This is a genomic window from Shewanella psychromarinicola, assembly GCF_003855155.1.
Classification (GTDB): Bacteria; Pseudomonadota; Gammaproteobacteria; order Enterobacterales; family Shewanellaceae; genus Shewanella; species Shewanella psychromarinicola.
This window is the reverse complement of the sequence record NZ_CP034073.1, coordinates 3,328,524-3,349,993: the sequence shown is the minus strand read 5'-3', so window position 1 is coordinate 3,349,993 and position 21,470 is coordinate 3,328,524. Positions and strand designations below refer to the sequence as shown.

Sequence of the window (21,470 nt, the reverse complement as noted above, 5' to 3'; positions counted from 1 at the left end):
TTGGCGGTCTTTTTTGTTTGGCTTGATAGTTCATTTGTTATGTTTATTGTATTCACTACTAGAGGTTGATTCGGTCTCTGATTTATAAGCCTCATTCGCTGTTTGCACTTCAAAATCTTCTGCCATTGCCTGCTTTAATCGTTCTTCGTATCGCATAAACAGGTTTAAAAAGTCATTGCTGAACCGCTCACCCTCTGATTCCGTTAACCATTGTGCATATAGACGTTTAGATGCTTCTTTTTCAACCCGTTTATACGTCGACTTTCGCTTACTGACAAAATCGTCAGAATAGCCCAATAAGCGCAATGACGCCGCGCCCACTTCAAGTGCAGAATGATGGGTTTCTGACTCAACAATATCGGCGCCCGCTTCTTTTAATAAATGCCCGTGGCCGCGATCGAATGCCCTCGCAACGATGTTAAGTTTGGGGTAGGTATGATGTAAATATTTCACTAACGCAACACTGCTTTCACGATTATCGATGGCGACAACAAACAAGGAAGCCTGGGCAATACCCGCTGTTGTTAATAAAGCTGGACGGGTAGCATCGCCATAATAGGCTTTAGTATTGATTTTTCTAATCGAGTCAACTTGTGAGGCTTGATGGTCAAGCACCACCGTTTTAATGCCATTGGAAATCAATAATCGATTAACAACTTGGCCAAAACGACCAATACCAGCAATCACCACACAGCCAACCTCGTCAATATTATCTTGGGCGCGTTGATTGGTTTTTTTCTGAAAACGAGGAAAGATCACCTTTTCGAACAAAATGAACAACCCTGGGGTTAAAAACATCGATAACGCGACCACTATCGACAAGGTTTGTGCCAGCTCTGCAGGCAACACATGCTGTTGCACGCTGAAACTTAATAATACAAAGCCAAACTCACCCGCTTGAGCAAGACTTAAGGCAAATAACCAACGATCACTGCCTTTAATTCGAAAAATTAATGCCAATAAATAAAGTACAATCCCTTTAATTAGCATCACCCCAGAGGTCATTAAGATAATCTCGCTAAAATCGGCAAATAACACCGAAAAATCAATCCCAGCACCCACGGTGATAAAAAACAGTCCTAATAACAATCCTTTAAAAGGCCCAATATTGGACTCTAGTTCATGTTTAAACTCACTATTAGCCAGTACCACGCCCGCCAAAAAGGTACCTAATGCGGGTGAAATACCAACCAAACTCATTAACGCTGCAATCCCAATCACCAACATAAGCGCTGCGGCAGTAGATATTTCGCGTACTCCTGAGTCCGCTACCATCCTAAATAATGGCCTACTGAGATAATGCCCACCTAACACCACAGCACCAATAGCTAATACCAGTACAATGGCATATGCCCAACCTGGTAATGAAGCCACGAGACTTAACTGCTCGTGTTGTTCACTCATACTACTAACAGCAGCTTGGGCTTTCTCAACTAACTCAGGTAAGGCTAATAACGGAATAAAGGCCAACATGGGAATGACGGCTATGTCTTGAAACAGCAAGACCGAAAATGCGTTCTTTCCGGCATGGGTTTTATTGAGGCGTTTTTCAGATAAGGTTTGCAACACAATTGCGGTAGATGAAAGGGAAAAAATTAACCCTATGGTTAACGCTGTACTGAGCCCATATCCAGCATAAGTCGCACAGGCCATCACGGCCAAAATAGTCCCAACAACTTGTAAGCCACCAAGCCCCAGTAAACGGTTGCGCATCGCCCATAACATTTTAGGCTCAAGCTCTAACCCAACTAAAAACAACATCATCACCACGCCAAATTCGGCGAAGTGTTGAATCGTGTTGGTTTCACTGCCGACTAAACCGATAATTGGCCCAATAACAACCCCGGCAATGAGGTAGCCGAGTATTGAACCTAATCCTAATTTATTGGCTAAGGGAACAGCGATTACCGCAGCGGTTAAATAAATAAAAGCTTGTAGGAAATACTCGGTCATTTACGGATCCTTAACAAATAAAAGGCAATATGATACATCCATGGTCTTGTCCATCACCCATTATGTAGACTTCGTTTAATGCCAATAGCTAAGTCAATGTTGTCAAAAAACAGCACTAAACATCGGTTATCTACCTAAGACTAAAGCCGGTAACGCAATGAACATCAGCGCCGGCGCAACCAAGCATTACGATATTGTCAAATTACACGGGATTTACAATATCAATAAAATGATGCTCAATATTGAATTTTTCCGCTAAATGCTCACCCAAAGCTTGGATGCCAAATTGTTCTGTCGCATGATGCCCAGCGGCAAAGTAATGTAACCCTTGCTCGATTGCTGCATGGAAAGTCCGCTCTGATACTTCACCACTAATAAATGCATCAACCTCCATTTGCGCCGCATCATCAATATAGTCTTGTGCACCTCCGGTACACCAAGCCAAGGTCGAGATCATTTTGGTTTCATCACCTATGTGCAACGGTTTACGTTTTAATACACTGCTGAGTAACTCGCTAAATTCGGCAACCGTTAATGGGTGTTCTAAATGACCATGCCATAATAAATCCTGAGCCACAGGCTCGTAGACTCTTGGGCTAATAATGCCTAATTGTTGGGCTAATTGGGCATTATTACCCACACCATGGTGTGCATCTAACGGTAAATGATAGCCATATAAACTAATGTCATTATCCATTAATGCTTTGATCCGACGATATTTCATGCCAGTGATGACGTCAGGCTCATTTTTCCAAAAAAAACCATGATGAACCAAAATTGCATCAGCGTTGACCTTTATCGCAGCATCAATTAGTGCCTGACAAGCTGTAACTCCGGTGACTATGGTGTGAATGTTCGACTTACCTTCGACTTGCAGCCCATTTGGCGCATAATCTTTAAACGCACTCACGTTTAAAAAAGTATCAAGATAGGACGCCAATTCTTGACGTGAAATAACTGATGTTTGATGATTTTTGGACATAAAACCCCTAAAAATTTAACTAACCTCAGCCAGTAGACAATATAAGGTTATTGATAATGATATTGACCATACGGACTCACACGATATTCATTCATATAATACTGAATGGCGATACCACCAGTTTACCCGAATATGGTCGAACTCGCGAAGCTTATGCAACCTAAAAACGGTTTAAAATACAGATATTTTAGGATCTAAATCAATGAGAAACACAAGCCTCTGAGACAGGTAATATTCGTATAGCCTAAAGTTATTTATTTCAATAACGTCCCAATAAACTGTCGATAAAAACGACTTTTTGACTGATAATTCGACAATTTTGGCATGGATTGGACTTTTGATAACTTAACACTTTAAAATTAGTTACAACCTTAATTTAACGTGATAACAAGTAGGTTATTAACTATGACAACATTGACTAAAGAAGAGGTCATCAGCCAATTACAAACGGCACTTGAAAATCAATCTGGCAAACCCGTTTCAATTGAGCAAGCGGGCAGTTGGTATAAAATCGACGGCGCAAAATCAGTGCGTTTTAGCGAACTCGACGCTATGCATGCTAATTTAACGGCATCTTCAGTAAAAAAAGTACCACTGACAACCACGTGCGGATTAGTCGCTGAACCTAGGCGAAAAGAATCGGCAAAAACTGCAGCGAAAAAAACACCGACTAAAAAGGTTCAATCAACCTCAGGTGGATTAACCCCTAAGCAGTTGTGGCGTCAAAAACTCGAAAATACAATCGGTAAGCAAACATTGCCTCAAGGTTTTTAATAAAACGTGGCAATAACAGATAATACTGTATTGCAAAACAGGTATTGACGACTGCGGGTAAAATAACAGAAGCCTAGGCTCCTGTTATTTTACTCGCATTATCACATTGCAAGGTCGACTCTGACATAACCGGTTAAGTAAACCACCCTAACCTCATCTCCGGCAGCAAAACTCATTCCAGGATCCGCATCTTGGATCACCATAACTTGGCTGCCATCTTCTTGCTTTATCATTAGTTCAACTAATTTAGTTTCAAAATAATATTGTTGGTTACCATGCTGACTTCCGATCCCCCCACCGATCAATGCCCCCAAGACAGTGGCAACATCTTGACCGGAACCACCACCAAATTGATGGCCAATAACACCACCGATTAAGGCTCCACCAAAGGTTTTCCAACCACTGTGACTGTCTTCAACCAGCTGTTTTTCACTCACCTGCTTTACCGATTCAATTTGTCCATACAGTACTTTCTCAACGGGGACCGCTTGATTTCGCTCATAAGCAGCTTGGCTTTGGCCAAAAAAAAGGCAAATTGTCAGCAATACTGCAAAAATACTCTTCATACTCACAGTTATGATTTTAAACATGGCTAATTTCCGCTAAGTTAACGATACGATATTACAAATAATATACTCAATTTGAACTCACTGTGTTATTTAAATCAATCCATCGAGTTTCCTTCGCCGGAACAAGCCCTCATTAATCCTAATGGCTTATTAGCCATTGGAGGAGACTTGCAGCCCACCCGCTTAATACAAGCCTATTATCAAGGTATTTTTCCTTGGTTTAATGCCAATGACCCGATTTTATGGTGGTCGCCCGACCCTAGAGCTGTGTTCACGCCGACTCAACCTTTTGGCAGTAAAAGCTTGATTAAGTTTCTTAAAAAATCAACGTGGCGCTATACCATTAATCATGCATTTTTGGACGTAGTCGCGGGATGTGCACAGCCTCGCGATAGCCAAAGTGGCACGTGGATATCGGCAGAAATTCAAATGGCCTATTATGAACTTCATCTTCAAGGGCGCGCTCACTCTATTGAAGTGTGGGATGGCGAACACCTTGTCGGTGGTCTGTATGGTATTCCGGTAGGAGGTGTTTTTTGCGGTGAATCGATGTTCCATCGCCAAACTAATGCATCAAAAGCTGCGTTTGCTATACTGAATCAACACTTGGTGAAAAATAATTTCCAGTTAATTGATGCCCAAATAATAAACCCACATTTGCTCAGCCTTGGCGCTAACGCCCTACCAAGACGCAAATTTTTGTCGATACTTCATCAATATCGAGATCAAGCCATTTCAGCGTCAATATGGCACAAACAAGAGGTGTTAATTGAATTCTAAATCGGTCAGCGTCGGCATAAGCCAACCTTTTGATTGCAACTATATTGAAGGCAATAAAGAACAATTGTTGGTCATCCAGGAACCACAAGTTGACGCAGCATTATTTGAACAACTTCTGGCTATGGGGTTTCGTCGTAATGGAAATGCCATTTATAAACCACGTTGCCCAAACTGCCAAGCCTGTCAGTCTATTCGATTGAATGTGAACGATTTTGTGTTATCAAAACGTCAGAAACGCACGTTAAAGAACAACCGAGATTTACATTGGAAAGTCAGCCATACATCACGGCCTGAACATTATATTTTGTACCAGCGTTACATTAATGAACGGCACAGCGATGGACCCATGTTCCCGGCATCACAAAGCCAATATGATGATTTTTTATTATCTGATTGGTTGCCGCCAATGTATATCGAAGTATTTGATCATGAGAAGTTAATTGCAGTCGCGGTCACCGATGATATGGCACAGAGTTATTCGGCGATTTACAGTTACTTCGACCCGGACTATGCTGAACGATCCTTGGGTTCACTGATGATTTTAATTCAATGCCAATTGGCAAAGTCATTGGGTAAGCGATTTTTGTATTTGGGCTATCAAATTGATCAAAATAGGAAAATGAGTTATAAACGCCAATACCGTCCATATCAAATTTTAACAGCACTTGGTTGGCAAGTTGGCGAAAATCTTACACCTCTTTCTCGTTAACGCCCTTTACAGTTCAGGGTTTTTGGGGCATGATACGCCCGATTTTTTCATATTTGAAGGCTAATGGGATAACTAATTAATGGCGAAAGAAGACAACATTGAAATGCAGGGCACTATCCTTGAGACCTTGCCAAATACAATGTTCCGCGTAGAGCTTGAAAATGGACATGTGGTGATAGCCCACATCTCTGGCAAAATGCGCAAAAACTACATCCGTATTTTAACCGGTGACAAAGTCACGGTTCAGTTGACTCCTTATGACTTATCAAAAGGTCGTATCGTCTTCCGCGCACGTTAATCGCTAGCCTCAACAATGTAAAAACCGACTGCCTGTCGGTTTTTTTGTTGTTATACCAAACTGCATAAGTAAAGTGTACTCAGCGCAAAGCAACACGCATCAAACAAAACGAATGTTCAACGTAATGGGTATCCCTTTATCAGAGCATTCAACCAAGCATAGCGATGGTTGTAATCCGTTTTGCAGAAGCACCTCATACGCTCCACTGCTATGTTGTATTGATTTAAAAAGGGAATACCCATTTTGCCATCAATACCCATTGAATTGAACAGTGAGTAACGCTCTGAGTTGATGACTTATTTATCAAGAAACGGTATTAGGCGCAATTAACACACATAAAAAAGATGACCCATGGGTCATCTTTTTCAATTGTATCGTTAATGACTACGACACTTTTTCTAACGACTCACAATTGATATTGATCTCACCGTCTTTCACGTCAATGTGCGCAACACCGCCCCTTTCAAGCACGCCAAATAGAATTTCATCGGCTAGTGGGCGTTTAATCAATTCGGTCACCACACGCGACATAGGACGCGCGCCCATCGATTTGTCGTATCCCTTCTCCGCAAGCAAGGTTCGAGCCTCGTCACTGACATCCAAGGTGACATGTTTATCATCAAGTTGTGCCTGTAACTCAACTAAGAACTTATCAACCACTTTGGCGATTACTGTCATATCCAAATGATTAAACCATACGATTGAATCTAATCGATTACGAAACTCAGGTGAAAAGATTTTATTGATTTCAGCTAAGGCATCTTGAGTATGATCTTGCTGTCTAAAGCCAATCGATTTACGAATAGTTTCTTGCACGCCAGCATTGGTTGTCATCACTAACGTCACATTTCTGAAATCAGCTTTACGACCGTTATTGTCAGTTAACGTACCGTGATCCATCACTTGTAATAGCAAGTTGAATACATCAGGGTGCGCCTTTTCAATCTCGTCAAGTAGCACCACACAATGTGGGTTTTTAATCACAGCATCGGTTAACATGCCACCTTGATCGTAACCAACATAACCTGGAGGAGCACCGATTAAACGCGACACAGTGTGGCGTTCCATATACTCAGACATATCAAACCGAATGAGTTTAAGATTGAGACAATTAGCCAATTGGTTGGTGACTTCGGTTTTACCTACCCCTGTCGGGCCGGCAAACATAAAGCTACCCACTGGCTTTTTCTCTGAGCCTAAACCACTGCGCGACAAGCGAATAGCGGAACTGAGGCTCTCAATAGCCTTGTCCTGCCCAAATACCACCATCTTAAGGTTGCGTTCTAGGTTACGCAGCATATCTTTGTCAGTCGACGATACCGACTTCTCAGGAATACGCGCCAACTTGGCAATGATAGCCTCTATTTCAGCTTGACCAATGGTCTTCTTACGTTTGCTTTGCGGCATCATCACCATACGCGCACCCGCTTCGTCAATCACATCAATCGCTTTGTCGGGTAAATGACGGTCATTAATGTGCTTTGCCGATAAGATAGCTGCACTGCTGATGGCCGCTTGGGTATAGCGTACACCATGGTATTGTTCGTACTTAGATTTAAGCCCCATCAATATTTTGGTGGTTTCAGCGACAGAAGGCTCATTGATATCAATTTTTTGGAAGCGACGTGCTAAAGCACGGTCTTTTTCAAAAATGCTTTGATATTCTTGGAACGTCGTTGACCCCATGCAACGTAACTTACCACTTGATAACAATGGTTTGAGTAAGTTAGACGCATCCATCACACCACCAGAAGCGGCGCCAGCACCAATAATGGTATGAATTTCGTCAATAAATAAAATAGCATGCTCATCCGCAGCTAATTCTTTTAATAAGCTTTTAAAGCGCTTTTCAAAATCACCACGGTATTTAGTGCCCGCTAATAATGCGCCCAAATCTAACGAATACACGGTCGCATTGGCCATCACTTCAGGCACTTGTTTGTTGACGATGCGATAAGCCAAACCTTCTGCTATAGCCGTTTTACCCACGCCAGCTTCACCCACGAGTAAGGGGTTGTTTTTGCGACGACGACAGAGTGTCTGAATCGCACGTTCAATTTCAGCATCACGACCAATTAATGGATCGATAGTACCGTCTTGCGCTAATTGGTTTAAATTAGCCGCAAATTGCGCCAACATGCTACGGTCTTCGGCATTTTCAGATTGATCATCAATGCGTTCTTGATCTTGTGGTTCGCCAGAATCGTCTTCTTTTCCCATGCCATGAGAAATAAAATTAACCACATCTAAGCGGGTAATCTCACAACGACGCAGTAAATAAACCGCTTGGGATTCTTGCTCACTAAAAATAGCAACCAGCACATTGGCGCCAGAAACTTCATTACGACCAGATGATTGCACATGGAAAACCGCACGTTGCAGAACACGTTGAAATCCTAAGGTAGGCTGTGTTTCACGCTCTTCAGTTGATTCGGCAATAATCGGTGTGGTTTGTTGAATGAAATTAGCCACTTCTTCTCGTAAACGATTAACATCCGCCCCACAAGCAACTAATGCTTCATAAGCAGAGGGATTATCAATCAGCGCTAATAATAAATGTTCTACTGTCATGTATTCATGACGTGAATCTCTAGCTTGCTGAAACGCTAGGTTCAAGGTGACTTCCAGGTCTTTGTTCAGCATAAGCACCCCCTAAATTTAACCACAGACTGTGAGAAATCGATATTATGCTTTCTCTAACGTACACAGTAACGGATGTTGGTTTTCTCTTGCAAACTGATTTACTTGAAAAACTTTTGTTTCTGCAATTCCAAATGGAAACACACCACACAATCCTTTGCCTTGGTTATGGATTGCTAACATAATATCAACAGCTTGCTGTTCATTTTTCTCAAAGAAACGTTGTAATACTTCTACCACAAAATCCATCGGGGTGTAATCATCATTGTTTAGCACCACGTTATACATATGGGGTGGTTGTAGCTTAGATTCAACCTTTTCTTCAATATGTTCTACACTGCCTATTTTAGCCATTGTTTAATACTAGCCTCTCGTTTGGTTCCCGACCACTTGATATTATTAAATTAATTAAATGTTGCCTTTTTGTTAATTACTGCTTGACATCTTTTCGTACAAATTTCATTCTATTTGTTAGGCGGCGAATAATAGACCGCTGGATAATAAGTTTTACTATCTTACTGGTAAGTAGACAATAGAAGGAAGTGGAAGTATGGCAAACGGAACTGTAAAATGGTTCAACAACGCCAAAGGATTCGGGTTTATTTGCCCTGATCAGGGTGGCGAAGATGTATTTGCGCACTATTCAACTATCGAAATGGAAGGTTATCGTACCTTAAAAGCAGGTCAACCTGTATGCTTCGAAGTTGAAGCTGGTCCCAAAGGAATGCATGCTTCAGCCATCTCGCCAACAAAATAATTGGTGAGACTATAAGACAAAAAGACAAAAAGACAGGGATTTTAATCCCTGTCTTTTTTTATTGACTTAAATAACCTCAATGAACAAAAATAAATAATTATTTAACCGTTTGTTAGCCAGCGTTGAGGTTTTTAGTCTCAATTTAGTCAAGATGACAACTTCAGTTGACGCTATCGCTGTTGATGTCATCACCACGCAATCACCTCGAAGGCGTTACCCGCAGACATTAGCCCTTAAAAAATTGGTTTAATGTGGCACTTGGGCGCATCGCTTGTTCAGCTTTCGCAGCATCTAAACGGTAATAACCGCCTAAATCTACGGCAGGACCTTGTGAACCATTCAACTCCGCAAGGATAACCGTTTCATTTGCAGCCAATGATTTAGCCAATGGTACAAAATACGCAGCCAGCGCTGAATCCTCTGTTTGCTCAGTTAATGCTTGTGCCCAATACATCGCTAGGTAGAAGTGGCTACCGCGATTATCAAGTTCACCTACACGACGAGAGGGTGATTTATTGGTGTCAAGGAACTTACCAATAGCCACGTCTAACGTGTCTGCTAGCACTTGTGCTTTAGGGTTGTTGGTCGTTTGACTTAAGTGCTCTAAAGAAGCCGCTAATGCCAAGAACTCACCTAATGAATCCCAACGTAAATGACCTTCTTTTTCCACTTGTTGTACGTGCTTAGGCGCAGAACCACCCGCACCTGTTTCAAATAAACCACCGCCACTCATTAACGGCACAATAGACAACATTTTCGCACTCGTGCCCAATTCAAGAATTGGGAACAAATCGGTTAAGTAATCACGTAATACATTACCCGTTACCGAAATAGTGTCTTCACCTTTGATGATCCGCTCTAAGGTGAAACGTGTTGCATCTTCTGGTGACATCACCTGAATATCTAAACCAGCAGTTTCTTGCTCTGATAAATATTGAGTCACTTTTTTAATTAACTCAGCATCGTGAGCACGATGACTGTCTAACCAAAATACCGCTGGTGTATTGCTTAAACGTGCACGCTTAACGGCCAGTTTAACCCAGTCGCGAATAGGCGCATCTTTCACTTGGCACATACGGTAAATGTCGCCAGCTTCAACGTTATGGCTCATTAATACATCGCCTGCTTGGTTAATCACATTAACCGTACCGGGCGCAATAATTTCAAAGGTTTTGTCGTGGCTACCGTATTCTTCTGCTTTTTGAGCCATTAAGCCCACGTTAGGCACACTGCCCATTGTGGTTGGGTCAAATGCACCGTGCTTTTTGCAGAACGCAATCGTTTCTTGGTAAACACCCGCGTAGCTACGATCTGGGATCATCGCTTTGGTGTCTTGTAACTGGCCATCTGGGCCCCACATTTTCCCTGACGAACGGATTGCGGCTGGCATTGATGCATCAATAATGATGTCACTTGGTACGTGTAAGTTAGTGATGCCTTTATCTGAATCAACCATAGCAAGTGCTGGACGAGCAGCATAAACAGCGGCAATGTCAGCTTCAATTTCACTACGTTTAGCTTCTGGTAAGGTACTTATTTTGGCATACACATCACCAAAGCCGTTATTTACATCAACACCGAGTTCAGCAAATAACGCGCCGTGCTTATCGAAGACGTCTTTAAAGAACACTTTCACGGCAAGACCAAATAATATTGGGTCAGACACTTTCATCATGGTGGCTTTAAGGTGCAAAGATAATAAAACATCTTCTGATTTTGCCGCTTCGATTTCACGAGCATAAAAATCGACTAACGCTTTTTTGCTCATCACTGAAGAATCAATAACTTCGTCAGCCAATAGCGCTAAACCACTCTTAAGCACAACATCTTTACCGTCTTGTTGGGTCAACACGATATTGACTTTATCTGCTGCTGCTAAGGTTACAGACTGTTCGCTTCCGTAGAAGTCACCTTCGTTCATATGAGCAACGTGAGACTTAGACGCGCTCGACCATTTGCCCATTGAATGGGGGTTTTTCTTGGCGTAGTTTTTCACTGACGTCGGTGCACGACGATCTGAGTTACCTTCACGTAATACCGGGTTTACGGCACTGCCTTTAATTTTGTCATAGCGGGATTGAGCTTCAACTTCAGCGTCATTTTTAGGCTCATCAGGGTAGTTAGGAATGTCATAGCCTTTTGCTTGAAGTTCAACAATACAGGCTTTTAACTGCGGAACTGAGGCACTGATGTTAGGTAATTTAATAATGTTGGCTTCTGGCTGGTTAGCCAATTCGCCTAATTCTGTTAGCGCATCAGCAATTTTTTGCTCTGGGGTTAATTTTTCAGGGAAGTGAGCAATAACACGAGCTGACAAAGAAATATCACGGGTTTCAACTTTTACGCCTGCTGCATTAGTGAAGGTACGGATAATAGGCAAGAAAGACAGCGTAGCCAGTGCCGGCGCTTCGTCGGTTTCTGTGTATATAATCGTTGGAGTGTTATCTTTCATTTTATTTCCTACATTATTGTAAATTATCAATTTATTAGAATAAATTGTGTAAGCATTTAATGGATTTTCGTTGACAACACACGCGCAAGTAAACCTTGACTTGCAACCTTGGCGCATCTTTTTAGTCTGCCAAGTATGTGAAATCGCCGATCCCATTTATTATTATATTTTGTTCTCAAACCACTGAGCTTTGGCAGGTAAACCAGATGCCCCAGAATGATAAATTAGCTATAGATCACACTTTTTAGGCGGACATCATAGATCATTCTTAATCATTTTCAAATTCCACTAAGGACGAATACGCAGTAAACTATCATAAATTGATTTATATTCGCTCACTTATCACTCACTCTTATAACCTAGGGATGTTAACCATACCTTTATGTCAAAAATCGGTAAATTCAGTCCATTCAAAAAAACAGCTACAAACAGCGTTAACGCGTCAACTAAATCAGTCAATGTTGTGCCCAGAAGTGCGGCCAATAATGCAGCCAATCGCAACAGGATAAAATCGCGGCTGCCACAAAAACCTCGGACTGAAAATCCCGTCATAGTGCTATTTAATAAACCTTTTAATGTGTTGTGCCAATTTACCGATGAAGCGGGCCGCCAAACACTAAAAGACTTTATTCCGGTTCCCGATGTATATGCAGCAGGACGTTTAGACCGTGATAGTGAAGGTTTACTATTGCTTACCAATGATGGACAGCTGCAAGCAAAGTTGACTCAGCCGACTCAAAAAACCTTTAAAACCTATTGGGTTCAAGTTGAAGGGCAACCGTCAGATGAGGCGTTAAATGCACTTTGCCAAGGCGTGAAGTTGAAAGACGGAATGACTTTGCCTGCAAAAGTCCACGTAATGGGCTCGCCTGATATTTGGCCTAGAAACCCGCCAGTGAGAGAGCGAAAAGCCATTCCTACCACTTGGCTTGAAGTACAAATTTGCGAAGGTCGAAATCGCCAAGTTAGGCGTATGACAGCCCATGTCGGTCATCCAACCTTAAGACTAATCCGTTATAAAATAGGTCAATGGTGTCTAGATGATTTACCTAATGGCGAATACAAAGTGATGAGCACCGCTAAATAACCACAAGTTGAGCATCTTAGGATCAGAGGGAATTATGACCGAACGTTATAAACCGAATACCACTGTAGCTTGCGTTATTTATAGCCAAGGCAAATTTTTATTAGTGGAAGAATGCATTGATGGTGCGGTTAAATTTAACCAACCAGCTGGACATCTAGAGGCGAATGAATCGATTATCAATGGGTGCGCCCGTGAAATTGTTGAAGAAACCGGTCTTGAGTTAACACCACAAGCCTTAGTGGGCATTTATCAATTTAGAGCATCTGCAAACTTAGCGTTCGTTCGTTATACCTTTTGTATTGAACTGACCAAGCAACAACACGCTAAACCTCGCGATAATGCCATTACAGATACTCACTGGCTCAGTCTTGCTGAAATCATCGCCCTTGGTAGCCAACTTCGCAGCCCATTAGTGGTAAAAAGTATTGAAGATTTCTTACAACAAGCTGATAAAAACCTTTTACCACAGCACACCCCTTTATCACTGTTCAATGTCGATTATTTTTAGAGCCTTGTCTTGGGCTATTTGCATACGCCTCAAGATAGCCCATTCAGCGAATGCGTGATAGAATATGCGCCGCACAAATGTCATGTTTATTAGGACTCGAGGATCTTTAAAGGTGAATTTTGCAGCTGTTTCGGCTATTTATACTAGGCAGAGCTTATGACATGTCGTTGTTGTTCATAAATAAGCGTTAACCTAGTAGAAAGAAGCCCAAAATGCTACTCATAGGGATCGGCTAAACAGGTGCACTTATTGGTAAGCGAAGGTCTTTGTTGTAAGATATTAGTTTACGTAGACAGTTTGCTTTAAGACTTGCAGCGCATTCTTATTTAAACAGAAAACCGTTTAGATCGAATAGATTTTGACCATAAAATTCAGCCGGCACTTGACGGTCAACTAATTAATCTCGTCGAAATGTGCATGCAACAACATTCAGGCTCACAACGAACAAAAATCTAGCTCAATCGCCTTGAAACATTGGCATTGCGGCACAATATACATATTATCTATCTTCAAGGTTTTTAGGATTTATGACATCACTTAGCCCTACTTCAAATGGTAAAAAAGTCATTGTCGGCATGTCCGGCGGTGTGGACTCTTCAGTATCAGCTTACTTGTTAATGCAGCAAGGCTATCAAGTTGAAGGTCTGTTTATGAAGAACTGGGAAGAAGACGATACCGATGAATATTGCGCGGCTGCTGATGATTTAAAAGATGCACAATCAGTTTGCGACAAGCTAGGCATTAAAATGCATACCGTCAATTTTGCTGCCGAATACTGGGATAACGTATTCGAATATTTTTTAGCAGAATACAAAGCCGGCCGCACCCCCAACCCCGATATCATGTGCAATAAAGAAATTAAATTTAAAGCCTTTCTTGAATTTGCGGACGATATTTTAGATGCCGATTATATCGCCATGGGCCATTATGTCCGCCGACGTGATAATAGCGATGGCAGCGTAGAAATGCTTCGCGGAGTTGATGGTAATAAAGATCAGAGCTACTTTTTATACACGTTAAGCCACGAACAAGTTGCCCGCAGCTTGTTCCCTGTCGGTGAACTTGAAAAACATCAAGTGCGTGAAATAGCCCAAAAACTGGGATTAATTACCCACGACAAAAAAGACAGCACCGGTATTTGCTTTATCGGTGAACGTAAATTCACCGACTTCTTAGCGACCTATTTACCGGCTCAACCGGGCGATATCGAAAACGCTGAAGGTGAAGTGATTGGGACACATCAAGGATTGATGTACCACACGCTTGGACAACGTAAAGGTTTGGGTATTGGTGGTCTGAAAAATAGTAATGAAGATCCATGGTATGTGGTTGAAAAAGATTTATTACGCAATGTGCTAATTGTCGCACAAGGGGGCAATCACCCTCGTTTAATGTCAAGCGGCATGACAGTCAATCAATTGCATTGGGTTGATCGCAAAGGACCTGAAAATAACTGTCACATAACGGTAAAAACCCGTTATCGTCAACGAGATGTAGCTTGCACACTCGTCTATAATGACTCAGACAATATTACCGTTATGTTTGATGAACCGGTTGCCGCAGTGACCCCTGGGCAATCAGCAGTATTTTTTGATGGTGACATCTGTTTAGGTGGCGGCATAATCGATACCTTAATCCGAGGATAAGCCGTGAGCCAAACTCCAGACAACATCTTGTTTGAACGCACCATGGCCTTCGCTGGTATTTTACAGGCGATTGGCCAGGTCCAGTATTTAGCTCGTCACGGTGAAAGCGATAAAGACGCCCTAGCTGCTACGCTTAATACTATTTTAGTGACAGAGCCAGAATCAACGGCTGATGTTTATCAAGATAAAGCCATTTTAGATAACGGTTATCAACTGATCCAAAATCAACTCGGTGATGGCGGTAACAAAGATGTTGAAACCACTCGTTACTTAGTCGGCGTGTTAGCCCTTGAACGCAAGCTAGCCCATTCACCTAATGGTTTAGGCATGCTAGCGGAACGCATCAATCAAGTGCATCGCCAATTAACCCATTTTGCGATTACTGATGAACAAGTTATTGCCAATTTGGCCAGTATTTACAGCGACATCATCAGTGAATTAGGGCCTAAATTACAAATATCGGGTAATCCCGATTGCTTAAAGCAATCTCTGGTACAACAAAAAATTCGCGCGTTACTGCTTGCAGCCATGCGCAGCGCAGTATTATGGCGCCAATTAGGTGGCAAACGCCGCCATTTAGTGTTTGCCCGTAAATCCATATTTGATACAGCAAAACAAAGCCAAAATAACAATTAATCGAATCACCCTACAACAAAGTTCATCAAGGAGCTTAAAATGGATCTTTCCGCACTAACTGCTATCTCTCCGGTAGACGGTCGTTATGGTAGTAAAACCGCCTCATTACGAGGGATTTTCAGCGAGTTCGGTCTTACTAAGTACCGTGTTCAAGTTGAAATCAACTGGTTAAAGCTATTGTCTAGCTGCCCAGAGATTGAAGAAGTTCCCCCTTTTAGCGAAACCGCATTAGCCTTGTTAGACAGCATCAAGGACAACTTTAGCGAACAAGACGCTCTGCGTGTTAAAGCAATTGAAAGCACCACCAATCACGACGTGAAGGCGGTTGAGTACTTTATTAAAGAACAAATTGCCAACAATGCCGAGTTAGTCGCCATTGATGAATTTGTTCATTTCGCCTGTACCTCCGAAGACATCAACAACTTATCTCATGGCTTAATGTTAAAAGAAGCGCGCGAACAAGTGTTAGTGCCGCAATGCCAGCAGATTATTGATGCCATCAAAAAATTAGCTCATGACAATAAAAGCGTGCCGTTAATGTCTCGCACCCATGGGCAACCTGCATCACCATCGACTCTCGGTAAAGAGATGGCTAACGTTGCAGTGCGTTTAGATCGTCAACTAAACCAAATCAACGCTGTTGAGATTATGGGTAAAATTAACGGTGCCGTGGGTAACTATAACGCACATATTTCTGCTTACCCTGAAGTCAACTGGCACGAACTTTCACAACGTTTTGTGACCAGTCTTGGCATTAACTGGAACGCGTATACCACCCAAATTGAGCCACATGATTACATCGCAGAATTATTCGATGCTATTGCTCGTTTTAACACTATTTTAATCGATTTTGATCGTGATATTTGGGGTTATGTTGCATTAGGCCACTTTAAGCAACGCACTATTGCTGGCGAAATTGGTTCATCAACTATGCCGCACAAAGTCAATCCAATTGATTTTGAAAACTCTGAAGGTAACCTAGGTATCGCTAACGCGCTGATGCAACATTTATCCGCCAAATTACCGGTATCAAGATGGCAACGTGACTTAACGGACTCAACCGTATTACGTAATCTAGGCGTGGGTATGGCGCACTCGTTAATTGCTTATCAAGCGACCTTAAAAGGCATTAGTAAGTTAGAAGTGAATCAAGCACAGCTTTTAGCTGAATTAGATAAAAACTGGGAAGTATTGGCTGAGCCGGTGCAAACCGTTATGCGTCGTTACGGCATTGAAAAGCCGTATGAGAAGTTAAAAGAACTGACTCGTGGTAAGCGTATTGATGCTGCACAACTTGCCGTGTTTATTGATGGCCTTGAGCTACCTGAACAAGTCAAAACCGACCTAAAAAAAATGACCCCTGCAAACTACATTGGCCGCGCAGAAGCCTTTGTTGATGAGCTAAAATAGTTTTATAAGCTTATGCATATCATTAGCGGTCGCATATGTGACCGCTTTTTTATTGCATTAACCACTGACAAATATCTCGACTGAGGTCAATGATGTACACATTAAATATTGATACCCAAGCCTTTATTAAGCAGCATTGGCAACAAAAACCGCTGGTGATCAAACAGGCTTTTATCAACTTTGAAGATCCTATTGCAGCAGATGAACTTGCAGGTCTTGCCTGTGAAGAAGAAATATCTTCACGAGTGGTGATCACCAAAGGCAATGACTGGGATGTGGTCCAAGGTCCATTTGAAGACTATGACCAATTTGGTGAAGACAACTGGCAGCTATTAGTTCAAGCCGTAAACCATTGGTATCCAGACTCACAACCTTTAGTCGAAGCCTTTCGATTTTTACCCGACTGGCGCTTTGATGACTTAATGGCATCATTTGCCACTCCCGGTGGTGGGGTTGGACCGCATATCGATAACTATGACGTATTTATCATTCAAGGTGATGGCGAACGTCGCTGGAAAGTGGGTGATAAAGGCCAGCACAAGCGTCGCGGCGATAATCCTAACTCACCTTTGGTTGACGATTTCGAACCCATTATCGATGTGATATTGCAAAAAGGCGATGTATTATACATTCCACCAGGATATCCACATTACGGCGAAACCTTATCGCTAGCCTTATCATACTCAATCGGTTTTAGAGCCCCGAGTCAGCAAGAACTGTTAACCGAATTAGCCGATACCTTGATTGATAGCAACCAAGGTCAGAAGCGTTTCACCTCTTCAGATGAACCGGCACAACCGGGTCTTATCAGCCAGACACACCAAAAAGGGATCATGGATTTGTTGGCGCAATTGGCACAAGATCCCGCCAGCTACCAAACCATGTTAGGTAAATTACTCAGTCAAAGTCGTTTCGAGCTTGATGTTTGTGAAGGTGAAGAGCCATTAACCGCAGCGGATTTATTAGAAGCTGTTGAGCAAGGCGCAATCATTCAACGTATCGGCGGCCTGAAAGTATTACAATTAGAGCAGGACAGCGAACCACGTTTATTTATCAATGGCGACGTTTACGTCTTTGGTGATGCTAGCAATGAAATGCTGCAACTCTTGGCTAACAAGGTGAGGCTTACGCCACAAGAGGCTAATTTATTCACCGCCAATGCAGCAGCTCTTGACGTTCTGACCGGATTACTTAATCAAGGGTTATTCTACTTAGCCGAAGACGAAAGCGAATAATGAGTAGCATATAAGCCACTGATCTTATGATGGCAAGCAAGATGGATCATCATGCTTAGCTGGAGATAACAAAAAAGGCACTAATAGTGCCTTTTTTATCTCTGTTGCTTCAGTTTATTAAGCCCACAGTTTTTCATCTTGGTTCATTTTATATAAACTTTCTGCTCGCGAGATAAGCAATTGCGCAAACTTCAGTTGAGTTGGGTCTTTTGTTACGCCCGATTTATGCAAGTTTTCTGCTTTGAGCTGCCACATCATCGAAAAATGTCTAATCGCATCACGAGCCGTTTCCGCCACTTTCACATCAACATAATCGGATGGCAAATCACCTGACATAACCCAAAAAGTTTGTTTTTTAGGTTGTTTCGATTCCATCTTCCAAATGGCTAAATAGGGCGCAAGATAACGGCTTTCATCAGTAAGCACTTTGTTTGGGATCACGCCCTTTTCAGCCAAAAACCGATTCGCCTTTTGGAATTGAGTGCGCACCCACTCTTGTCTTTGAGCTTCTGGATCTGGCGTTGGCTGTGCCACCTTTTCTGCAACTTCTTCAGTCATAATACTTCCTATCTTATTGTTATAATGCAGATTAGAACGAAAACTCACCTGCTCGTTAATCACAAAACAATCTTAATATAGCTTCAAAACAATCACGTAACACAAATTACCTTACGTTTACGTAAGGTGGCAAGCTAAATTGCCACACTAATCACAAAAATAACTCAATCAAGCTTTGTTCAGAGTATCCCTAAATGCTATCGTGCTGCAATAAATATAACAAGCAGTCGTTGGCGCCTTATGTCATCAAGTAACATAAGGGGCGAAAAACTCATTTTTTCAAGCGGAGATGTCACGTGGCAGTTTTTAATCATGTTTCGTTCGATGAACACGAACAAGTGGTCTTTTGTCATGATAAGCAAAGTGGTCTGAAAGGCATTATTGCCATCCATAATACTAACCTAGGTCCTGCCGTGGGTGGTTGTCGTATGTGGAACTATCAATCGGATGATGAAGCCTTAACCGATGTACTACGCTTATCTCGTGGAATGACCTATAAAAATGCATTAGCGGGTCTTGCCATGGGCGGCGGTAAAGCGGTGATCATCGCCGATCCCAAAACAACCGACCGTGAAGCGTTATTTCTTGCATTCGGACGCTTTGTGAACAGTTTAGGTGGTAAATATTATTCTGCTGAAGACGTTGGCGTTTCCACAGCGGATATTATGATAGCCAGCCGTGAAACTGAATTCGTAGCCGGTCTTGAAGGCAAATCAGGTGATCCTTCACCGCAGACGGCATTAGGCACTTATCTGGGCATAAAAGCCGCCGTAAAACATCAACGTGGTATTGATAGCCTAAAAGGGATTAAAGTCTCAGTGCAAGGCGTCGGTCATGTCGGCTATTACTTGTGTAAACACTTACATGATGCCGGCGCTGAGCTGGTGGTCACCGATATTCATCAAGCCTCATTAGACCGAGTCGCCGATGAATTTGGCGCAACGCTTGTTGCTCCGCAAGATATCTACACCCAAGATGTTGATGTGTATGCGCCATGTGCATTAGGTGCCACCCTTAATGACACCACCTTACCACTATTAAAAGCCACCATCGTTGCCGGTTGTGCCAATAACCAATTAGCAGAAGTGCGCCACGGCGAAAAACTCAAACAAATGGGTATTTTGTACGCCCCAGATTACGTGATTAATGCTGGCGGCATTATCAATGTGTCATTTGAGAAACACTATGACGTAGCCGCCTCTACTGCCAAGGTTGAGCAGATTTACAATACCCTACTGACTATTTTTGAACGTGCTGATAGCGAGAACCGCACTACGGGTTCTGTTGCCGATGAAATGGCTAAAGCTATTATTGATGCCGCGAGATAGTTAATCAGCTTTATATTAGGGCTTTTTAATGCCTTAACATGACTTTATAGACATGAATTTATAAACAAAGCTAAAAGGAAATGCCTATGCATTTCCTTTTTTATTGTCTGCCCATTACATTTTTACTTAATGACTGATTCATCAAGTTGCAACAAATCGTTCACCTTAGCGTCAACTAACTGCCCTACCCTAAATCAACACTGACGCAATCTGTGTATTAGGGTGAATGACCGATGATCTCGCACAGCAAAAAAAAACATCAGCACCGCCAACCTTTAGCTCACTTAACTCAGCAGGGGAAAATCCAGCAGTTTCATGCTCTGTGGATATCGGATGTCCATTTAGGCAGCATTGATTGTAAAGCTGAGTTTTTATTATATTTTTTAAACCATAGTCAAAGTAACTACTTGTATTTAGTTGGCGATATTGTCGATATTTGGGCATTAAAAAAACGCTTCTATTGGCCCAATAGCCACAATAACGTCATCAAGAAAATCCTCGAGCTGGCCAGTAACGGCACACAAGTGATCTATATCCCTGGTAATCATGATGAGGCTTTTAAAGCTTATGCAAACAGTCACTTTAGGGGCATTACCCTCGCCAAACAGCATATTCATGAGTCGATTAGCGGCAAACGCTTTTTAATGCTTCATGGCGATCAATTTGACTCACAAGTCTGTGTCAGCAGAGCCTATGCCAAACTAGGTGACCATTTATATGATGTGTTGCTTTGGCTTAATCGCCAATTACATAGGGTAAGAAGTCGCCTAGGGTATCCCTATTGGTCATTAGCCAGCTACATCAAACTCCGCGTCAACAAAGCCCAGCAAGCCGTTAATCAGTACCGTGATGCGGTATTACGCTATTGCGCCAAACAACAGGTCGACATGGTTATCTGTGGTCATATCCACCAGCCAGAGTTATCACAACATACGATTAATGACAGCATCATCACTTACGCTAATGATGGTGATTGGGTTGAAAATTGTACTCTCATTGCAGAAACAGAAATCGGTGATGTGCAGTTACTCAAGTGGGATCAACAAACGTTACAAGCTACAGCAGTAAACACGATTGATTTTTGCAGTTCAGAGGCTAAATCAATCATCACGCCCCAAACACAGCACGTTGCATAAATAAGGCTTAAA

20 protein-coding genes are annotated in these 21,470 nt (G+C 42.2%); 13 read left to right on the top strand and 7 right to left on the bottom strand.

Going from position 1 to position 21,470, the window contains the following annotated elements; translation table 11 throughout:
• Nucleotides 1–30: 30 nt before the first annotated feature.
• Nucleotides 31–1,953: a monovalent cation:proton antiporter-2 (CPA2) family protein gene (locus tag EGC80_RS14745; RefSeq protein WP_124013913.1), complete on the bottom strand. Its 1,923-nt coding sequence runs from the start codon at nucleotides 1,951–1,953 to the stop codon at nucleotides 31–33.
• Between the two features lie 202 nt (nucleotides 1,954–2,155).
• A complete protein-coding gene (locus tag EGC80_RS14740; protein WP_124013926.1) occupies nucleotides 2,156–2,908 on the bottom strand; it encodes a Nif3-like dinuclear metal center hexameric protein in 753 nt (250 codons plus the stop codon).
• Between the two features lie 432 nt (nucleotides 2,909–3,340).
• Between EGC80_RS14740 and EGC80_RS14735 the strand changes: the two genes are divergently transcribed.
• Nucleotides 3,341–3,709 (top strand): hypothetical protein, encoded by a 369-nt coding sequence (locus EGC80_RS14735; protein WP_124013912.1) that lies wholly within the window; start codon nucleotides 3,341–3,343, stop codon nucleotides 3,707–3,709.
• Between the two features lie 101 nt (nucleotides 3,710–3,810).
• Here EGC80_RS14735 and EGC80_RS14730 read toward each other — a convergent pair whose 3' ends face one another.
• On the bottom strand, nucleotides 3,811–4,299 hold the full coding sequence (locus EGC80_RS14730) for an outer membrane lipoprotein (RefSeq protein WP_372491477.1): 489 nt from the start codon (nucleotides 4,297–4,299) through the stop codon (nucleotides 3,811–3,813).
• A gap of 51 nt (nucleotides 4,300–4,350) precedes the next feature.
• Here EGC80_RS14730 and aat point away from each other — a divergent pair, with 51 nt between their 5' ends.
• From aat to infA, 3 genes are all read left to right on the top strand, one after another.
• The gene (gene aat, locus EGC80_RS14725; RefSeq protein WP_124013911.1) at nucleotides 4,351–5,058 is read left to right on the top strand and encodes a leucyl/phenylalanyl-tRNA--protein transferase; all 708 of its coding nucleotides are present in this window, start codon (nucleotides 4,351–4,353) and stop codon (nucleotides 5,056–5,058) included.
• Nucleotides 5,048–5,767 (top strand): arginyltransferase, encoded by a 720-nt coding sequence (locus EGC80_RS14720; protein WP_124013910.1) that lies wholly within the window; start codon nucleotides 5,048–5,050, stop codon nucleotides 5,765–5,767. The genes aat and EGC80_RS14720 overlap by 11 nt, the downstream gene beginning before the upstream one ends.
• Nucleotides 5,768–5,846: 79 nt before the next feature.
• Nucleotides 5,847–6,065 carry a translation initiation factor IF-1 gene (gene infA / locus EGC80_RS14715; protein WP_011496276.1) on the top strand — a complete coding sequence of 73 codons (219 nt, stop codon included), beginning with the start codon at nucleotides 5,847–5,849 and terminating at the stop codon, nucleotides 6,063–6,065.
• Nucleotides 6,066–6,449: 384 nt separating this feature from the next.
• On the opposite strand, the gene clpA is transcribed toward infA, so the two are convergent.
• Nucleotides 6,450–8,708, bottom strand: a complete 2,259-nt coding sequence (clpA, locus tag EGC80_RS14710; protein WP_124013909.1) for an ATP-dependent Clp protease ATP-binding subunit ClpA — start codon at nucleotides 8,706–8,708, stop codon at nucleotides 6,450–6,452.
• Nucleotides 8,709–8,750: 42 nt separating this feature from the next.
• Nucleotides 8,751–9,059: an ATP-dependent Clp protease adapter ClpS gene (gene clpS / locus EGC80_RS14705; RefSeq protein WP_124013908.1), complete on the bottom strand. Its 309-nt coding sequence runs from the start codon at nucleotides 9,057–9,059 to the stop codon at nucleotides 8,751–8,753.
• Between the two features lie 196 nt (nucleotides 9,060–9,255).
• On the opposite strand from clpS, the gene cspD reads away from it, so the two are divergent.
• The gene (gene cspD, locus EGC80_RS14700) at nucleotides 9,256–9,462 is read left to right on the top strand and encodes a cold shock domain-containing protein CspD (RefSeq protein WP_101030973.1); all 207 of its coding nucleotides are present in this window, start codon (nucleotides 9,256–9,258) and stop codon (nucleotides 9,460–9,462) included.
• Nucleotides 9,463–9,688: 226 nt separating this feature from the next.
• On the opposite strand, the gene EGC80_RS14695 is transcribed toward cspD, so the two are convergent.
• Nucleotides 9,689–11,914 carry an NADP-dependent isocitrate dehydrogenase gene (locus tag EGC80_RS14695; RefSeq protein WP_124013907.1) on the bottom strand — a complete coding sequence of 742 codons (2,226 nt, stop codon included), beginning with the start codon at nucleotides 11,912–11,914 and terminating at the stop codon, nucleotides 9,689–9,691.
• A 382-nt stretch (nucleotides 11,915–12,296) separates the two neighbouring features.
• Here EGC80_RS14695 and EGC80_RS14690 point away from each other — a divergent pair, with 382 nt between their 5' ends.
• The 6 genes from EGC80_RS14690 (at nucleotide 12,297) to EGC80_RS14665 (ending at nucleotide 18,436) form a co-directional block, all read left to right on the top strand.
• Nucleotides 12,297–13,001, top strand: coding sequence for a pseudouridine synthase (locus EGC80_RS14690; RefSeq protein WP_124013906.1), 705 nt, complete (start codon nucleotides 12,297–12,299; stop codon nucleotides 12,999–13,001).
• 34 nt (nucleotides 13,002–13,035) lie between these two features.
• Nucleotides 13,036–13,509, top strand: a complete 474-nt coding sequence (locus EGC80_RS14685; protein WP_124013905.1) for an NUDIX hydrolase — start codon at nucleotides 13,036–13,038, stop codon at nucleotides 13,507–13,509.
• A gap of 527 nt (nucleotides 13,510–14,036) precedes the next feature.
• Nucleotides 14,037–15,155: a tRNA 2-thiouridine(34) synthase MnmA gene (mnmA, locus tag EGC80_RS14680; RefSeq protein WP_124013904.1), complete on the top strand. Its 1,119-nt coding sequence runs from the start codon at nucleotides 14,037–14,039 to the stop codon at nucleotides 15,153–15,155.
• Between the two features lie 3 nt (nucleotides 15,156–15,158).
• Nucleotides 15,159–15,791, top strand: a complete 633-nt coding sequence (hflD, locus tag EGC80_RS14675) for a high frequency lysogenization protein HflD (protein ID WP_267898624.1) — start codon at nucleotides 15,159–15,161, stop codon at nucleotides 15,789–15,791.
• Nucleotides 15,792–15,830: 39 nt separating this feature from the next.
• The gene (gene purB / locus EGC80_RS14670) at nucleotides 15,831–17,201 is read left to right on the top strand and encodes an adenylosuccinate lyase (protein WP_124013903.1); all 1,371 of its coding nucleotides are present in this window, start codon (nucleotides 15,831–15,833) and stop codon (nucleotides 17,199–17,201) included.
• 92 nt (nucleotides 17,202–17,293) lie between these two features.
• Nucleotides 17,294–18,436 (top strand): ribosomal protein uL16 3-hydroxylase, encoded by a 1,143-nt coding sequence (locus EGC80_RS14665; RefSeq protein ID WP_124013925.1) that lies wholly within the window; start codon nucleotides 17,294–17,296, stop codon nucleotides 18,434–18,436.
• A 117-nt stretch (nucleotides 18,437–18,553) separates the two neighbouring features.
• Here the strand turns inward: EGC80_RS14665 and EGC80_RS14660 are convergent, their stop codons facing one another.
• Complete coding sequence (locus tag EGC80_RS14660) at nucleotides 18,554–18,994, bottom strand: DUF4826 family protein (RefSeq protein ID WP_124013902.1); 441 nt, start codon at nucleotides 18,992–18,994, stop codon at nucleotides 18,554–18,556.
• Between the two features lie 296 nt (nucleotides 18,995–19,290).
• Here EGC80_RS14660 and EGC80_RS14655 point away from each other — a divergent pair, with 296 nt between their 5' ends.
• Both EGC80_RS14655 and EGC80_RS14650 read left to right on the top strand, forming a co-directional pair.
• Complete coding sequence (locus EGC80_RS14655; protein WP_101030955.1) at nucleotides 19,291–20,322, top strand: Glu/Leu/Phe/Val dehydrogenase dimerization domain-containing protein; 1,032 nt, start codon at nucleotides 19,291–19,293, stop codon at nucleotides 20,320–20,322.
• Between the two features lie 233 nt (nucleotides 20,323–20,555).
• A complete protein-coding gene (locus tag EGC80_RS14650) occupies nucleotides 20,556–21,458 on the top strand; it encodes a UDP-2,3-diacylglucosamine diphosphatase (RefSeq protein ID WP_124013901.1) in 903 nt (300 codons plus the stop codon).
• Nucleotides 21,459–21,470 lie beyond the last annotated feature (12 nt).

Excerpts from the sequence above, each read along its gene's own strand:
- clpS (WP_124013908.1), bottom strand. The coding sequence starts at position 9,059 with ATGGCTAAAATAGGCAGTGTAGAACATATTGAAGAAAAGGTTGAATCT.
- EGC80_RS14695 (WP_124013907.1), bottom strand. The coding sequence starts at position 11,914 with ATGAAAGATAACACTCCAACGATTATATACACAGAAACCGACGAAGCG.
- EGC80_RS14730 (WP_372491477.1), bottom strand. The coding sequence starts at position 4,299 with ATGTTTAAAATCATAACTGTGAGTATGAAGAGTATTTTTGCAGTATTG.
- cspD (WP_101030973.1), top strand. The coding sequence starts at position 9,256 with ATGGCAAACGGAACTGTAAAATGGTTCAACAACGCCAAAGGATTCGGG.
- EGC80_RS14690 (WP_124013906.1), top strand. The coding sequence starts at position 12,297 with ATGTCAAAAATCGGTAAATTCAGTCCATTCAAAAAAACAGCTACAAAC.
- EGC80_RS14665 (WP_124013925.1), top strand. The coding sequence starts at position 17,294 with ATGTACACATTAAATATTGATACCCAAGCCTTTATTAAGCAGCATTGG.
- purB (WP_124013903.1), top strand. The coding sequence starts at position 15,831 with ATGGATCTTTCCGCACTAACTGCTATCTCTCCGGTAGACGGTCGTTAT.
- EGC80_RS14735 (WP_124013912.1), top strand. The coding sequence starts at position 3,341 with ATGACAACATTGACTAAAGAAGAGGTCATCAGCCAATTACAAACGGCA.
- clpA (WP_124013909.1), bottom strand. The coding sequence starts at position 8,708 with ATGCTGAACAAAGACCTGGAAGTCACCTTGAACCTAGCGTTTCAGCAA.
- EGC80_RS14685 (WP_124013905.1), top strand. The coding sequence starts at position 13,036 with ATGACCGAACGTTATAAACCGAATACCACTGTAGCTTGCGTTATTTAT.
- mnmA (WP_124013904.1), top strand. The coding sequence starts at position 14,037 with ATGACATCACTTAGCCCTACTTCAAATGGTAAAAAAGTCATTGTCGGC.
- infA (WP_011496276.1), top strand. The coding sequence starts at position 5,847 with ATGGCGAAAGAAGACAACATTGAAATGCAGGGCACTATCCTTGAGACC.
- EGC80_RS14650 (WP_124013901.1), top strand. The coding sequence starts at position 20,556 with ATGATCTCGCACAGCAAAAAAAAACATCAGCACCGCCAACCTTTAGCT.
- EGC80_RS14660 (WP_124013902.1), bottom strand. The coding sequence starts at position 18,994 with ATGACTGAAGAAGTTGCAGAAAAGGTGGCACAGCCAACGCCAGATCCA.
- EGC80_RS14745 (WP_124013913.1), bottom strand. The coding sequence starts at position 1,953 with ATGACCGAGTATTTCCTACAAGCTTTTATTTATTTAACCGCTGCGGTA.